The 15,808-nt window shown below is 57.6% G+C and carries 13 protein-coding genes; 8 read left to right on the top strand and 5 right to left on the bottom strand.

The features are described from left to right. Window position 1: 1 nt before the first annotated feature. Complete coding sequence (locus ACR0AJ_RS08010) at window positions 2-661, bottom strand: Crp/Fnr family transcriptional regulator (RefSeq protein WP_254440173.1); 660 nt, start codon at window positions 659-661, stop codon at window positions 2-4. A 219-nt stretch (window positions 662-880) separates the two neighbouring features. Here ACR0AJ_RS08010 and ACR0AJ_RS08005 point away from each other — a divergent pair, with 219 nt between their 5' ends. From ACR0AJ_RS08005 to cls, 3 genes are all read left to right on the top strand, one after another. Next, window positions 881-2,491 (top strand): arylsulfatase, encoded by a 1,611-nt coding sequence (locus ACR0AJ_RS08005; RefSeq protein ID WP_480740536.1) that lies wholly within the window; start codon window positions 881-883, stop codon window positions 2,489-2,491. Between the two features lie 69 nt (window positions 2,492-2,560). Further along, complete coding sequence (locus ACR0AJ_RS08000; protein WP_170375439.1) at window positions 2,561-3,535, top strand: HAD family hydrolase; 975 nt, start codon at window positions 2,561-2,563, stop codon at window positions 3,533-3,535. Between the two features lie 23 nt (window positions 3,536-3,558). Then, window positions 3,559-4,971, top strand: coding sequence for a cardiolipin synthase (gene cls / locus ACR0AJ_RS07995; RefSeq protein ID WP_480646713.1), 1,413 nt, complete (start codon window positions 3,559-3,561; stop codon window positions 4,969-4,971). On the opposite strand, the gene ACR0AJ_RS07990 is transcribed toward cls, so the two are convergent. Then, entirely contained in the window at window positions 4,968-5,402 is a 435-nt protein-coding gene (locus ACR0AJ_RS07990) for an ion channel (RefSeq protein ID WP_170348790.1), read from the bottom strand. The genes cls and ACR0AJ_RS07990 overlap by 4 nt on opposite strands. Window positions 5,403-5,553: 151 nt before the next feature. Here ACR0AJ_RS07990 and ACR0AJ_RS07985 point away from each other — a divergent pair, with 151 nt between their 5' ends. From ACR0AJ_RS07985 to ACR0AJ_RS07975, 3 genes are read left to right on the top strand one after another with little or no spacing between them, the layout of a single operon-like run. Next, on the top strand, window positions 5,554-6,201 hold the full coding sequence (locus ACR0AJ_RS07985; protein WP_170348791.1) for an ABC transporter ATP-binding protein: 648 nt from the start codon (window positions 5,554-5,556) through the stop codon (window positions 6,199-6,201). Further along, window positions 6,198-8,612 carry an ABC transporter permease gene (locus ACR0AJ_RS07980; RefSeq protein WP_170348792.1) on the top strand — a complete coding sequence of 805 codons (2,415 nt, stop codon included), beginning with the start codon at window positions 6,198-6,200 and terminating at the stop codon, window positions 8,610-8,612. The genes ACR0AJ_RS07985 and ACR0AJ_RS07980 overlap by 4 nt, the downstream gene beginning before the upstream one ends. After that, on the top strand, window positions 8,602-9,642 hold the full coding sequence (locus ACR0AJ_RS07975) for a lipocalin-like domain-containing protein (RefSeq protein WP_480740535.1): 1,041 nt from the start codon (window positions 8,602-8,604) through the stop codon (window positions 9,640-9,642). Before ACR0AJ_RS07980 ends, ACR0AJ_RS07975 begins: the two co-directional genes overlap by 11 nt. Here the strand turns inward: ACR0AJ_RS07975 and ACR0AJ_RS07970 are convergent. The 3 genes from ACR0AJ_RS07970 to ACR0AJ_RS07960 all read right to left on the bottom strand — a co-directional run bounded on the left by ACR0AJ_RS07970 (window position 9,639) and on the right by ACR0AJ_RS07960 (window position 13,748). Further along, window positions 9,639-10,070: a universal stress protein gene (locus ACR0AJ_RS07970; RefSeq protein WP_170348794.1), complete on the bottom strand. Its 432-nt coding sequence runs from the start codon at window positions 10,068-10,070 to the stop codon at window positions 9,639-9,641. The genes ACR0AJ_RS07975 and ACR0AJ_RS07970 overlap by 4 nt on opposite strands. After that, window positions 10,067-12,676, bottom strand: a complete 2,610-nt coding sequence (locus tag ACR0AJ_RS07965; RefSeq protein ID WP_480646719.1) for a TRAP transporter permease — start codon at window positions 12,674-12,676, stop codon at window positions 10,067-10,069. Before ACR0AJ_RS07965 ends, ACR0AJ_RS07970 begins: the two co-directional genes overlap by 4 nt. Before the next feature lie 103 nt (window positions 12,677-12,779). After that, entirely contained in the window at window positions 12,780-13,748 is a 969-nt protein-coding gene (locus ACR0AJ_RS07960; protein WP_170348796.1) for a TAXI family TRAP transporter solute-binding subunit, read from the bottom strand. Between the two features lie 382 nt (window positions 13,749-14,130). Here ACR0AJ_RS07960 and ACR0AJ_RS07955 point away from each other — a divergent pair, with 382 nt between their 5' ends. Next, window positions 14,131-15,624 (top strand): BCCT family transporter, encoded by a 1,494-nt coding sequence (locus ACR0AJ_RS07955; protein WP_480646721.1) that lies wholly within the window; start codon window positions 14,131-14,133, stop codon window positions 15,622-15,624. After that, the gene (locus ACR0AJ_RS07950; RefSeq protein WP_170394203.1) at window positions 15,621-15,767 is read left to right on the top strand and encodes a hypothetical protein; all 147 of its coding nucleotides are present in this window, start codon (window positions 15,621-15,623) and stop codon (window positions 15,765-15,767) included. Before ACR0AJ_RS07955 ends, ACR0AJ_RS07950 begins: the two co-directional genes overlap by 4 nt. Window positions 15,768-15,808: the final 41 nt, after the last annotated feature.

The following is a 15,808-nucleotide window of genomic DNA, read 5'->3' as shown; positions in this document are numbered from 1 at the left end:
CTTAGGTCTGGCAGTTCGCGATCAGCGCCTGTCTGTTCTTCAACCGCACCCGTCCATAGCCGAGTTCAATCATGTCCAAATCAGCAAGGCGGTGTAGGCTGCGATGCAAAGTAGGTTGTGACACAGCGATCATCTCGGCCAATTCTTCCTGTGACACGACGATCCATCCATCACATTTCGAGGTGCCTTCATCCAGATGCAGCAGCCTGAGAACTAACCTCTTTTCGCTGCCCGTGACCGCCAGGTTTGCCATGATCCGAAGGGCGGTCTGCATATTCTCGTGGGTCAGCGCGTAAAAGTCCCGAACGTAATCAGGCTTGGACTGAACCAACTTGGTCACGCGGCCGTTTGGGAAGTACAACGCGTGCGTCTCTTGCGTCGTTACGACACTAACCAGACGCGGTTCATCCGCAAACAACGCCAGATCCCCGACCCAAAACCCCGCGCCTTCGCGATGCAGAACGAATTCCTGCCCGTCATCCGCCGGAGCGGTGATCTGCACCCCACCGCTGAGGACAGCAAAGACCCCGTTGGACGGATCGCCATGGTGATACAGCGTTTCCCAGGCTTCATAGGTTTTCGGGACCCCGCACTCCAACAAATCACGCTGAAATGCGGCGGAACGTTTGCTGAACCAGCCTCCGCCCTGCAAGAGTTTCATATTATTCGCTTTGTCAAACATTAGAATTTTTCAATATCATCATATGATGAGTTTTCAATCTCATTGATCGCCTAACCTGAGCACGCTCGATTCCCCTACGGGTGATGTAACGCCGTTCAGAAATCGACCATTTCTTGGCAGCTTATTGGCTGAAACAGCCAGCCTCCAACTAATTTTCACCTCCGGGTTTTTTCGACCCTTTCAAATCAGGAGTACATCATGTCACCACCACGTTCGATTGCATACAGTTGGCGCAGAGGCTTGCGCCGGGTTGCTGTGGCTACATTCGCCGTTGCGTTGGCAATTCCCGCCTGGGCGCAGGAACAGAAACCCAACATCCTGGTCATCTGGGGGGACGATATTGGACAATCCAATATTTCGGCCTATACGATGGGGTTAATGGGCTATCAGACGCCCAATATCGATCGCGTCGCCAAGGAAGGGATGATCTTCACCGACTATTATGGCGAGCAATCCTGCACCGCGGGCCGGTCATCCTATATCATGGGGCAATCAGTATTCCGGACCGGGTTGTCCAAGGTTGGATTGCCGGGTGCCGATCTGGGTATGCAGGTCGAAGATCCAACCATCGCGGGTTTGTTGAAGGACCACGGCTATACCACTGGTCAATTTGGTAAAAACCACCTGGGCGACAAGGATGAGCATCTTCCGACAAATCACGGATTTGATGAATTTTTCGGAAACCTGTATCACCTGAATGCCGAGGAAGAACCGGAAAATGAAGACTATCCCGGCGACGCGGTTCTGGCCGATGGGCGCACCTTCCGCGAAGCGTATGGCCCGCGTGGTGTAATCAAATCCAAGGCGGACGGCACCATAGAAGACACCGGCCCCCTGACCCGCAAGCGCATGGAGACGGTAGACGAAGAGACCGTTGCCGCTGCAATTGACTTCATCAAGCGAGCCCATGAGCAAGGCCAGCCCTTCTATGTCTGGTGGAACGGCACTCGGATGCATTTCCGCACCCACGTCAAGGATGAGATACGCGCGCAAGCGAACGATATCATTGGTGGCGTTGCAGACGAATACACAGCGGGCATGATTGAACATGACATGCATGTGGGTCAGTTGCTGGACCTGCTGGATGAGCTTGGAATCGCAGACAACACGATCGTCCACTATTCCACCGACAACGGACCGCACATGAACACATGGCCGGATGCTGCCATGACACCGTTCTGGGGCGAAAAGAACACCAACTGGGAAGGCGGATGGCGCGTTCCATCGATGGTGCGCTGGCCCGGCCAGATCGAAGCTGGTTCGGTCACCAATGAGATCGTGCATCACATGGACTGGCTGCCGACCTATCTGGCCGTCGCTGGTGATCCAGAGATCAAGGAAAAGCTGAAGGCTGGCTATAGCTCCTCCGGCATGGGCCGAGATTACAAGGTGCATCTGGACGGCTACAACATCCTGCCTTTGCTGACTGGTGAGGCCACGGAAAGCCCCCGACGTGAAATTTTCTATTTCTCGGATGACGGTGACCTGACCGCGCTGCGTTTTGACGATTGGAAGCTGATCTTCCTAGAGCAGAAGGCATGGGCCACCCTGCGCGCCTGGATCGAGCCCTGGACCGAACTGCGTATTCCTCTGATCGTGAACCTGCGTCGTGATCCGTATGAGCGCGCGTATCGGACCTCCAACACCTACTATGACTGGCTGTTGGACCGGGCTTATTTCCTGGTGCCAGCACAGCAATATGTCGGGTCTTTCTTGGAAACCTTCCAAGAGTTCCCGCCACGCCAGAAAGCGGCAAGCTTTAATCTGGATCAGGTGATGGAGAAACTGGTCACGCCGACCAACAACTAAGCCCCTCGCAAGCTTAGGGTCGCCGGTTCAACGGCGGCCCTTTTCACGTTGAAGAAAAAGGAATTTCTCATGAAGACCGCCCTTCTCGCTGCTGCCGTTTTCATGGCCCCGTCGATTGCCCTGGCCGACCCGCTGCCCAGTTGGGGAACCTCTGCGTCGAAGGATCAGATTGTTGCTTTTGTTGACGCCGTCACCGATCCGGACAATCCCGATTACGTGACACCAGCAGACCGGATCGCCGTGTTCGATAATGACGGGACGCTTTGGGCGGAACAGCCGGTGTATTTCCAACTGACCTTCGCCATGGACCGCCTTGCCGAAATGGCCGCGGCTGATCCTTCGATCCTGACCAGCCCAACGCTGGAAGCTGCGGCCAAGGGGGATATGGAGGCCATCGCGGAAGGCGGCCATGAGGCCTTGATCGAAGTCCTGAATGCCTCGCATTCCGGGGTCAGCGTCGAAGAGTTTCAGGCCTCGGTCACCAAATGGCTGGACACCGCGCGTCACCCCGATACCGGGCTGCCCTATGACCAGATGACTTATCAGCCAATGGTGGAACTGCTACGCTATCTCAGGGATGAAGGGTTCCGCACTTACATCGTTTCGGGCGGCGGACTGCATTTCATGCGCGTGTTTGCCGAGGACGCCTATGGCGTGCCGCCAGAGCAGGTACTGGGCACCTATACTGCCACCACTTATGAAACGGCCGAAGGCAAACCCACGATCATCAAGGCACCCGGCATTGCTTTTATAGACGACAAGGAAGGCAAGCCGATCAATATCGAACGCACCCTTGGCAGGCGCCCCATTCTGGCCGGTGGAAATTCGGACGGGGACTTTGCCATGCTCGAGTGGACAACCGCCGGGCACGGACCGCGTTTGGGCGTCCTGATCCATCACACCGACGCTGAAAGAGAATGGGCCTATGACCGTGAAAGCCCGATCGGAAAACTGGTCGACGGGTTGGACAAAGGCCCCGATATGGGCTGGGTCATCGTGGATATGGCGCAAGACTGGAATCGCATCTACACTGGGTCGGAATAAGGCACTCAGAGAACGATAACCTCATGTGGACATTACTTGTTTCCGCTGCCGTCCTCGTCCTGTACGTGACGGCTGTGGTTTTTGCCATACGGGCGGCGCAGACCGCCCGAACACCGCAGGGCGCGGTTGGCTGGGTGGTGTTTCTGATCTCAGCCCCGATGCTCGGCGTACCCATGTATTTGTTTTTGGGCCACCACCGATTTCGCGGGTATCGCATTGCGCGAAAACACAGCGAACGCGTCGTCGAAGGCATCAAAAGCTTTGCAGATTTTTCAATGCCCGAGCCCGGCTCGATGCCGTTCAACGCACGGCCATTCGAGGTTCTGGCGCATCTGCCAGTATCGCGTGGAAACGGTGCCAATTTGCTGATCGACGGCAAGGCCACGTTCGATGCCATTTTCGAGGCAATCGAAGCCGCGCAAAGTTATATCCTGATCCAGTTCTACATTGTCCGCGATGACGACCTGGGCAAACAGTTGCAGTCCAAACTGATTGCCGCAGCCGAGCGTGGTGTCTCGGTCCGCTTTATGACCGATTCCGTGGGCAGTTATGGTCTGCCGACCGCCTACCTTGACACCTTGCGCGCCGCTGGGATCGAGATTGCCAACCCGCGCGACCGGCGCGGACCGCAATATCGCTTTCAGCTAAACTATCGAAACCACCGCAAGACCGTAATCATTGATGGTGAAACGGGCTTTATTGGCGGTCACAATGTAGGGGTCGAGTATCTGGGCCAGAGCAAACATTTCGGCCATTGGCGCGACACTCATCTGAAAATGACCGGCCATATCGTCCGTCAATTACAGTTGATCTTTGTCGAGGATTGGCACTGGGCCCACGAAGAAGATCTGATTGATCAGCTCAACTGGGCCGGATCAGAATCCGAACAGGACATGAATGCCCTGCTGGTCGCCACCGGTCCAGGGGACGACACGGAAACTGGTGCGATGATGTTTTTCTCGGCCATCACTGCAGCCAAGGAAAGGATATGGATCGCTTCACCCTATTTTGTGCCTGATATCGACGTCATGACGGCCCTGCAGCACGCTGCCCTTCGGGGTGTCGATGTGCGCATCCTTGTGCCAGAAGTGATTGACCACCGCCTGCCTTGGCTGGCTGCCTTCGCTTATTTCGACGAAATCCGAGACTGCGGTGCGCGGGTGTTTCGGTATACCGAAGGGTTCATGCATCAAAAGGCATTCGTGGTCGATGACACGCTGGCTGCTGTGGGAACGACCAATCTGGACAACCGATCATTCCGGCTGAATTTCGAAGCAATGGCACTGTTTTTCGACCAACGCGCGGCTGAGGCGGTGGACAAAATGCTGCGCGACGATTTTGAAAACAGTTATGAATTGACCCGCAAACTGCCCGAACAACCCGGCTATATTCGGTTCGGCTCGCCGCTTGCGCGCTTGTTCGCACCCATCCTCTAAGACATCAGCTCTTCTTTGAAAACCTGGGTCATCAGCGCAACCATAAAGGCCGTCGACAGGCCAAACGCCAGCAAACCTGTGACCGAGGCAAACGCGCCGAATATGCGCAACGGTTCACCCAACACAATGTCGCCGTACCCCAGGGTAGTGAAAGTCACCAACGAGAAATACAAGGCCGAATTCCAGTCAGGCAGAACATCCCCCAACACCCAGACGATCGCCCACAACCAGACTTGAAACGTGTGAATTGCAACGATGAATGCTAGCGCAATACAGATGGGACCGGCGATGGCAAGAAACCGTTTCGTGTTCTCAAGCCGGGGTACCGCGTGCCGGATGACCTGCGTACACCACGTCAAAAGGATGATTTCGATTAGGAAGCAAATCCCCAGATAGATACTGCCCCAAACAATCTGCTGCGCTAGTGTCATAAACTCGTATCCCGGCCCGGAGAAGTTCTGACACAATGGCGACTTAACCAAAAAAGAACAAGGCTGTGACAATCGCAAAAGATTGCGCCCGGACGCTGGACTCTGTGGGGTGGCGTTGCACATTGTGACAGGCACTGTCCAAGGGGTTTGCATGCTGCTGAATATCGACAAGGTCCAGAAATCCTATCCCGGCGGGCGGCCGGTGTTGCGCGATGTGTCACTGACGCTGGATCAAGGACAGACGCTGGCTCTGACCGGTGAAAGCGGCAGCGGCAAAAGCACGCTTTTGAACCTTGCTGCCGCTTTGGACAGCTTTGACGGCGGTGAGATTACGCTGGACGGCACCGCCCTTTCTTCGCTGGATGACCGTGGTCGGGCCGCATTGCGCCGTGAGAGCGTGTCGTTGGTGTTTCAGCAATTCAATCTGATTCCATCGCTGACGGTCGCTCAGAACCTCTCATTTCACGCCCGATTGGCGGACCGTGAAGACACCGACTGGACTGCGCAACTGGCTGAACGGCTTGGTTTGTCCGACTTGCTGACGCGCTATCCTGAAAACCTGTCAGGCGGTCAACAACAGCGCGTAGCCATCGGCCGCGCCATGGCCCCCCGGCCAAAGCTGTTGCTGGCGGATGAACCAACCGGCAATCTGGACGAAACCGCCAGCGCGACCGTGCTGGATCTGATGCTCTCGCTAGTTGCCGAGACAGGCGCCGCCTTACTGTTAGTTACGCACTCGCCAGACATCGCGGCGCGTCTGGATCGGCGGGCGCATCTGACCGGTGGCCATATCGCATGACTGGGGCAATCATACAGGCCTTGCTGTCGCATTGGCGACGTCACTGGCTGCAACTGGCAACGCTGTTGATTGGCATCGCGTTGGCGACCGGGCTGTGGTCGGCGGTGCAGGCCATCAATGCCGAGGCGCGCGCCAGCTATCAACAGGCCAATGATCAGCTTGCGCTGGGTCTGTTTGATGAGCTGCGCGACCCGTCCGGCCCGATCCCGGTTGAGCGTTATGTCGCGCTGCGCCGTGCAGGTTGGCAAGTGGCAGCTGTTTTGGAAGGCCCCCTGCGGATTTCGGGACGCACGGTACAGGTGATGGGCGTTGACATGGTCGCCTACCCGGCCCTGCCCGCCGTGACCCAGATTGAGCAAAGCGAAACGCCCCCCGACCCGGCCGACATGCTGACCGCACCGGGCCGCTTGCTGGCTGCGCCTGATCTTGCACAGGTGCTGCGCGGGCAAAGCGGTCTGCCGCCGATTCTAACCTCTGACACGGTTCCGCCTGATCTGATCCTGACCGATATCGGCGCTGCCGAGACACTTCTGGACAAATCCGGGCAGATCTCGCGCCTGATAGTGCTGCCCGATCAGCCGCTTGGCGTGCCTCCGCTATCCGAGATCGCGCCTGAACTTGAACGGAGCGCAGCTTCGGCGCAGTTGGATGCAGCCAGTCTGACAGATAGTTTTCACCTGAACCTGACCGCATTTGGACTGCTGTCCTTTGCCGTCGGTCTTTTTATTGTTCATGGCACCGTCGGGCTGGCCTTTGCGCAACGGAGGGCGATGATCCGCACCCTACGGGCTCTGGGTGTCTCAATGCGGCGTTTGATCTGGGTGATCATGGCTGAATTGACCGCGTTGGCCCTGATCGGCGGCACCTTGGGCCTGATCCTTGGGTTCTTTCTCGCCGGAGCGCTGCTGCCCGACGTCGCGGCCACTTTGCGCGGGCTATACGGCGCACCTGTCGACGGGCAAATGTCCTTGCAACCGCAATGGGCGCTGGCGGGGCTGGCGATGGCATTAGCGGGCACAATGTTTGCCAGTGGCCACGCCTTGTATCGATTGGCGCGTATGCCCTTGCTGACTGGTTCCGGAGTTCAAGCTTGGCGTGGTTCAGCCTTGGGACAACGCAGCGCGGGCCTGATCGGTCTGGCCCTGATCGGGGGTGGCTTTGGCATAGGGTTTGCCTTTAACGGGTTGGTTGCCGGGTTTGTGATGGTCGGCGGCATTCTCACCGGAGCGGCACTGACTCTGCCCTATCTTCTGTCCCTCGCCCTGTCGGGTTTTCATCGGCGCGCCCGAGGGCCGATCGCACAATGGGTCTGGGCCGATATGCAGGCGCAATTACCGGGTCTGTCTTTGGCTTTGATGGCACTGCTGCTGGCTTTGGCCGCGAATATTGGTGTCGGAACCATGGTTTCCAGCTTTCGCCTCACCTTTGTTGGCTGGTTGGATCAACGCCTGACGTCCGAGATTTACGTGACCGCCACTGACAACCAACAAGGTCAACAGATTGCCCAATGGCTAGGCCCGCAGGTGGACGCCGTGTTGCCAATCCGCAGCGTTGAACTGACCCACGAGACCGGGCCGTTGTTCTTATACGGAATTGTGGACCACCAGACTTACCGCGATCACTGGCCTCTGATCGCCTCGTCAGATGATGTCTGGGATCGCGTCCTGACGGGTGAGGCCGTTTTAATCAACGAACAGCTCGCCCGCCGTGCGGGTTTGTGGCCTGGGGATTCGCTGACCCTTAATGCAGGGCATGCGCTGACCGTGGCAGGTGTTTATTCGGACTACGGCAATCCGACCGGTCAGGCGATCGTATCAATGCCGCAGCTTGACCAAATCGCCCCGGGGGCCGACACGCGCAGGTTCGGTATCCGCCTTGCACCCGAGCGCGCCACCGAAGTAACGCAGGCGTTGCGAGACCAGTTTGACCTACCTCGGCGGGCCGTCGTCCAACAGGCCGCCATGAAAGCGCAATCGCTGGCGATCTTTGACAAGACCTTTGTGGTGACTTCCGCACTGAACGTGCTGACACTGGGGGTGGCGGGATTTGCCATCCTGACCAGTTTGCTGACCTTGTGGACGCAGAGGCTGCCGCAGGTTGCCCCGGTTTGGGCGTTGGGGCTGACACGTGCGCAACTGGCACGGCTAGAGGTGTTGCGCAGTGTGCTGCTGGCGGCGTTGACGGCCGTCCTAGCCTTGCCACTTGGGTTGGTTCTGGCCTGGGCGCTGTTGGCGGTGATCAACGTACAGGCTTTTGGCTGGCGACTGCCGATGTTTCTGTTTCCTGCTGATTGGGTCTATCTGTTTGTGCTGACCCTGCTTGCCGCCTTTGCCGCCGCCGCCCTGCCCGCATTGCGCTTGATGCGTTTGCCACCCGCCGACCTTCTGAAGGTATTTGCCAATGAACGTTAAAGCTTGGCTGTTTGTCCTGATCCTATTGCTGCCCTCTGCCTTGCACGCGCAAGGCTATGCCGGGCTGGGCGGGTCAGCCGACGGGTTCGACATCCCCAAACCAGGTTACCAGTTCGAATTTCCGCGAGATCACGGCCCGCACCCGTCCTTTCGAATCGAGTGGTGGTATCTGACTGCCAACCTGACCGGAGAAGACGGGCGCGATTACGGCATTCAATGGACCTTGTTCCGATCCGCCCTGAAACCGACCGAGGCCGAAGGTTGGCAAAGCCCTCAGCTGTGGTTGGGCCACGCTGCTGTGACGACTGAGGAAGCGCATTATTTTGCCGAACGCCTGTCGCGTGGCGGCATCGGTCAGGCTGGGGTGACTGCCGAACCATTCGAGGCCTGGATCGACGAATGGCATATGCGCGGGCCTGATCCCCGCGCCTTGTCCTTGTCCGCGAGCGGTGCCGAATTTTCCTATGACCTAGCCCTGACAGCCCAAGGTCCACTGGTGTTTCACGGAGAGGACGGATACTCGGTCAAGTCCGCCGATAGGCAGGCCAGCCATTACTATTCTCAACCCTTCTATGACGCCGAAGGTGTACTGCGCCTACCCGATGGAGATGTCGCTGTCACCGGTCAGGGCTGGTTGGATCGTGAGTGGTCCAGCCAGCCGCTTGCCGCAGATCAAAGCGGGTGGGATTGGTTCTCGCTCAGTTTTGATGACGGCAACAAGCTTATGGCCTTTCGCCTGCGCGGCGGGCGCGGAGATTTCACAGCGGCCACATGGATCACAGCAGACGGCACCGCGACGCCCCTTACCGACGGGTCCGTTTCGTTCGCACCGTTGGATACGGCGCGAGTCGCCGGTCGGGACGTACCTGTCCAGTGGCGCGTGACTTTGCCTGATCGTGATTTGGAGGTCGACGTGTCGGCGATCACCCCTGATGCCTGGATGGCAACGCGGTTCGAATACTGGGAAGGCCCCGTCACGGTGTCAGGCAGCCACTCTGGGCGCGGCTACCTTGAGATGACCGGGTACTAACGCACCACGTAAACCGAGACCGTCGAATGCCGCACGACCCGCGCCGCGTTCGGACCCAGAAGATAGTCCTTGAGGTCCGGTTTGTGTGCGCCGATCACGATCAGATCGCTGTTCGCGCTTTCAGCGGTCTTCAATATCTCCTGATAGGCTGTTCCGGTGGCGACGACGTGGCGGATTCTCTCGTTCCGCTCTGCACCCAAAGTTGCCGTACACATATCGGTCAGTTTGGTATGCGCCTCATCCAACGCCTTTTCGTGGAAATCCGGTTGGAAAAAGCCAGATACCCAGCTTTCCCCAAAATCCGGCAACACAGTCACCACGTCCAACTGCGCATTGTCCTGTTCAGCCAAAGCCGCCGCGGTCTTCAACACATGTACGTCCAGATCGCCATTGCTGATATCAACGGCACAAAGAACAGAGTTTGTCATGCGGGCACCTCTTGTCTGGCGGCGCGGCCGCGTTGAAGGAAAGCGATCAGCCCCAGCAGAATCATCGCTGGGATATAGATCAATTGCTTCGGCGGCTGACTGGATGGCAGGCTGACCGAGGTCAGACGTACCGCGTCATCCGCGTAATAGTCGAAGTTATCCAACTCATCCGCGACCGGGGTGCCAAACAGCGGTTCGTCCAGTTTGACCAGACCGTCCTCTTCGATCAGCATCAGGCCCATGGCGTCCACACGCGCGGCGCCACCCTCTTCGCTGCCAACCGGCACTACGACCGTAGTGTCCGTCATCTCCAGAGTGTCAAAATCAGGGCCGCTAACGACAAGGCGGACTTCTGTTCCAGGCGGCGTTTGCCCGATCGTTTCAATGAAGGCCGACGGTTCAACCGACGCATAGGGCGGTGAAAGCCGATCCATGAAGAAGTCGGGCCGGAACAGCGCAAAGGCAACGAAGATCAGCGCGACGCTTTCGTAAATACGGCTGTGCGTCACGAAATAACCCATCGTCCCCGCAGTAAATACAAGGATGGCTATGGTTGCGAATATCGCGACGGTTATCCCTTCAACCCAGGTGACGTCGATCAACAGCAGGTCCGTGTTGAAGATGAACACAAACGGAAGTGCCACGGTGCGCAGGCTGTAGAAGAACGCGGTGAAACCGGTTTTGATCGCATCGCCGCCTGACACGGCTGCCGCTGCAAAGCTTGCCAATCCGACCGGCGGCGTCACGTCCGCCATGATCCCAAAGTAGAAGACAAACAGGTGGACGGCGATCAGCGGCACGATCAGACCACTCTGCGCGCCTAGTTCGACAACCACGCCGGCCATCAGCGAGCTGACAACGATGTAGTTCGCCGTGGTCGGCAGGCCCATGCCCAGGATCAAGCTTAGGATACCAACCATCACCAGCATCAGGATCAGGTTGCCGCCCGACAGGAACTCGACCAGATCGGCCATCACCTGCCCAACACCGGTCAGCGTCACGGTGCCAACGATCACGCCCGCAGTGGCCGTCGCAAGCGCGATGCCGATCATGTTGCGCGCGCCGTCAATCAGGCCCTGCCAAAGGTCGGCGACACCATCGATAAAGCTGGCGTTCAGGTTACTCTGCCCACGGAACATCGCCTTGAGCGGCTTTTGGGTCAGCAGGATCACGAACAGCAACGCCGTGGCCCAGAACGCCGACAGACCAGGCGATTTCTGTTCGATCATCAGGAAATAAACCAGAACGATGATCGGCAGCAGATAGTGCAGCCCGGCCTTATAGATATCGGCGATAACCGGCAGCGTTACTTCTTTGGCATTCGGATCATCAGGTTCCAGATCCGGCACCTGAGCCGCCAGATACAGCAGCACCACATAGACCGCGCAGACAATCAGGCTCAGGACCAATCCGGCCGCCGAGGGCACCCAGCTGGTGACCGCATCGACCGGGTATTGCGAGCCATAGCAAAGCCCCGCAAACACAAGGAAGAACATCAACATTCCGACGACGGTGCGCGCCAGATGGACGTCGCGATCACCCAGTGTGGGCATGTTCCGCTTCACCGCTTCAAGATGAACGATATAGACGAGCGCGATGTAGGAAATCGCCGCTGGCAGGAACGCGTGGGTAATCACCTCGACATAGGAAATGCCCACATATTCCACCATCAGGAAGGCCGCAGCGCCCATCACAGGCGGCATGATCTGGCCGTTCACTGAGGAGGCAACCTCGACCGATCCGGCCTGTTCACTGCTGAACCCGACGCGCTTCATCAGCGGGATGGTGAAGGTACCGGTGGTCACAACGTTGGCGATGGACGAGCCCGAGATCAGGCCGGTCGCTGCCGAACCCACAACGGCGGCCTTGGCCGGACCACCGCGCAGGTGGCCGAGGGCACCGAACGCCATCTTGATGAAATAGTTCCCTGCCCCGGCCTTATCCAGCAACGCGCCGAACAACACGAACAGGAACACGAATTTGGTGGAAACACCCAGGGCGATGCCAAACACGCCCTCGGAGGTGATCCACATATGGCTCATGGCCTTTTTCAAGCTTGCGCCCTTCCAGCGGATAACCTCGGGCACCCATTCAGATGAGCCAAAGAACACATATGCCAGAAAGATCGTCGCGATAATGGCCATTGCAGGCCCAAGCGCACGGCGCGCGGCCTCGAACAACAGCAGCAGGCCGGCCAATGCGACCCACTTGTCAGTGTCATCCGCAAGACCGCCTGCATCGACGATCTTTTCGTAGAAGAAGTACCCGTATAGCGCAAGAAACGCGCCAGCGACCCCCATTATCCAGTCCTGAACCGGGATATAGTCACGCGGGCTGGACTTCAGCGCTGGATAGGCCGCAAAGGCCAGAAACATGGCAAAGGCCAGATGAAACTGACGTGCATTATTCACGACGCTGCCCGGCAACACATAGTTGGCGATAGGTGATGCTAAAAGCACCTGAAAAATCGACCATATCGCCGCCACAACGGCCAGAAAAATCCCGACATTGCCGACCGGATTACGCCCACCCGCATCGGACGAGGCTACCAGTTCCTGCAGCTCTTCTTCTGATAGCGGACGATTGGATTGTGTGTCGGAACTCATGCAAATGTCTCCCCGTCGTGGCCATTTTGGCCTTTTGAACCACCCGTTATTTTGCGGGCTTTAGGTTGCAGGGCGCCCGTGGGCACCCTGCGTCAGGTCTGGTTTACTGAATCCAGCCTTTTTCTTTGTAGTACTTCTCGGCACCCGGATGCAGCGGAGCCGACAGGCCGTCCGCGATCATCTCTTCGGGCTTGAGGTTTGCAAATGCCGGGTGCAGCTTTTTGAAGTCGTCGAAGTTTTCAAAGACCGAGCTGACAACTGCATATACCGCGTCTTCCGAAACGTCTGCCGAGGTCACGAAAGTCGCGCCAACACCAAAGGTTGCGGTGTCACCGTCGGAACCGCGATACATGCCACCGGGGATGGTTGCGGTGCGGTAGAACGAGTTGTCGCCAACCAGCTTGTCCACGGCGTCGCCGCTGACATTCACCAGCACGGAATCACACGCGGTGGTGGCTTCTTGGATCGAACCCGAGGGGTGGCCAACGGTGTAAACCATCGCGTCGATCTGGTTGTCGCACAGAGCAGCAGACTGTTCAGCTGCTTTCAGTTCGGTCGCCAGTTCGAAATCGTCGGTGGTCCAACCCATTTCGCCCAGCAGGACCTCCATGGTGCCGCGCTGACCGGAACCGGGGTTACCGATGTTGACGCGCTTGCCCTTCATGTCTTCAAAGTTCGTGATGCCGGAATCGGCACGGGCAACCACGGTGAACGGCTCGGGGTGTACCGAGAAGACGGCGCGCAGACCTTCGAAGGGACCAGCCTCTTCGAATTTCGAGGTGCCGTTAAAGGCGTGGTACTGCCAGTCGGACTGCGCCACACCAAACTCCAGCTCGCCTTCGCGGATGGTGTTGATGTTGTAAACCGAACCACCGGTCGATTCGACCGAGCAGCGCACGCCGTGCTCTTTGCGGCCTTTGTTGACCAGACGACAAATCGCGCCGCCTGTCGGATAATACACACCGGTCACACCACCGGTGCCGATTGTGATGAATTCCTCTGCATACGCGGCCGGAGCCATAAGGGCCGCGGTGACGACCGCGCCGAGGCTAAGCTTGCTGCTGTTTTTCATTTTCGTGAACTCCCAATTCTTTTGGTGGATGGGAGACTGTTAGCGGTCCCATCCGGGACCTGCCGGTACGCCAACTGTACCTGTCTTGCAACAGGCACAAGCGACTGAATTTCCAAAATCTCCCAACACCTTCGACGTTTCATTCAGATACTCAACTTGTCAACCCCCGTACTCGGCCTGACACGCCCACGCCGCATATCTGAGGGCTTTTTCAAAACTTTCCCCCCAGAATGCCCATCTCACAGGTCTTTTGGGTGGTCAGGAACAATTCTTTTGAAACTCGGTTCGGTGATCTCTAGTGTCAAACCGACATTCACAGACACCTGTAAGCGCAGGGCTGGAAACGAATTTGTTCTGCAACTGTCAGGAAAGGCCATTTAAAATGAAGCCCGCGTCCCCCAGCCCGTTGCTTGTCATCGCTCTGACCATCAGCGCAGCGATTGCGGCCTGGGGTATAGTCGACCCGCAAGGGCTGGGGCGGCTTGCATCCGCAGCGGTGGCCACGCAGTTCAATAGCCGTGGCTGGTTCATCATGCTTGAGGTCAGCGGCCTGTTGTTTGTCACGCTGTATCTGGCCTTGTCCCGATTTGGCGACATCCGCCTTGGTCCCGACGGGGCCGAGCCTGAGTTTTCAACGCCTGCCTGGATCGCCATGTTGTTCGCAGCTGGCATGGGCGTTGGTCTGTTGTTTTATGGCGCGGCCGAACCCCTGACCCATTTCGAGGTTCTGCGCCAATACAACCCCGATCCCATGGCCGCCGGTCATGCATTGTTCATCACCTATCTGAACTGGGGATTTCACGCCTGGGCCATCTACGCGATCGTTGGTCTGGTCATCGCTTATTTTGCCTATCGTCGAGGGCGCACACTACTGCTGAGCGCCCCTGTAGCCGATACATTGGGTGAGGCCCGCTGGACCAAATCTCTGGGATGGGTTTTCGATCTGCTCTCGATTGTTGCGATAGCCGTGGGCTTGGCCGGTTCGCTGGCGATGGGCGTATTCCAGATTCAAACCGGCCTGGCTGGTCTGATCGGGATTGATTCACCTGGCGTGCTAACCCTGCCCGTTTTTGCCTTGCTTTGCGTGGCTTATATCATTCCGCTGCGCCGCGACCTTGGCGAAGGGATGTCTCTGCTGTCCAATATCGCGATGCTGATTGCGGTTGGAATGATGGTCTATCTGCTGATCCTCGGCCCCACATCGTTCATGATGGACGGCATCGTGTCAGGCTTCGGACGCTACCTCTTCGGCGTTCTTCCGGCTGGATTCTCTACAGCTGAATTCTTCGACGACATCATCGTCGACTGGTTCCACGGCTGGACGCTGAACTATATGATCTGGTGGTTGGCCTGGTCGCCTTTTGTGGGCATTTTCATCGCCCGAATCTCTCGCGGGCGCACGATCCGAGAGTTTCTGGTTGGTGTCATCGTTGCTCCCACCTTGTTCTCGATCCTGTGGTTCGGCATTTTCGGTGGGCTGGGTTTCTACGACACTCTGCGTCAGGACGGCACCCTGTCCGCCGTTAACGCCGAGAATCTGGACGCGACAACCTTTGCCCTGCTTTCAAAATTCCCCTTGGGCGGTGTGACGCAAATCGCCACTGTTTTGGCCGCGTTCCTGTTCGTTGTAACCAGCGTCGTAAGCGCAGGTTTCACACTTGCAATGATCGGCACCGGAGGCGACGAGAACCCGTCGCCCCGCATCCGTACAATCTGGGGCATTATTTTGGGGGCACTGGGGCTGGCGATGATTCTGGTGGGCGACATTTCCGTGGTCAGATCAATCATCGCACTTTCGGCCATGGCGTTCGTCTTTATCGTACCGATCCTAGTGATCTGCCTGTTCAAAAGCCTATCGCGAGAGGACCGGACATGAGCGGACAGTTTGTTGATACCATGCTGAATGTTGTCGTTTTCGCATATATCGGATTCCTGATCTGGTTGATCTTCACAGGCTTTCCCAAGGCATCCAAACCCGCCGACTCTGAGACTCAGGCAAAACGTCACCAAAACGAATAGATGTGATTTGGCAGTGTGTGCAAACGCAATGCCGAAAAAGA

Source organism: Ruegeria sp. CJ9 (assembly GCF_056536625.1).
Note: the sequence above shows the minus strand (reverse complement) of the source record. Positions and strands in the feature narration are given on the sequence as shown.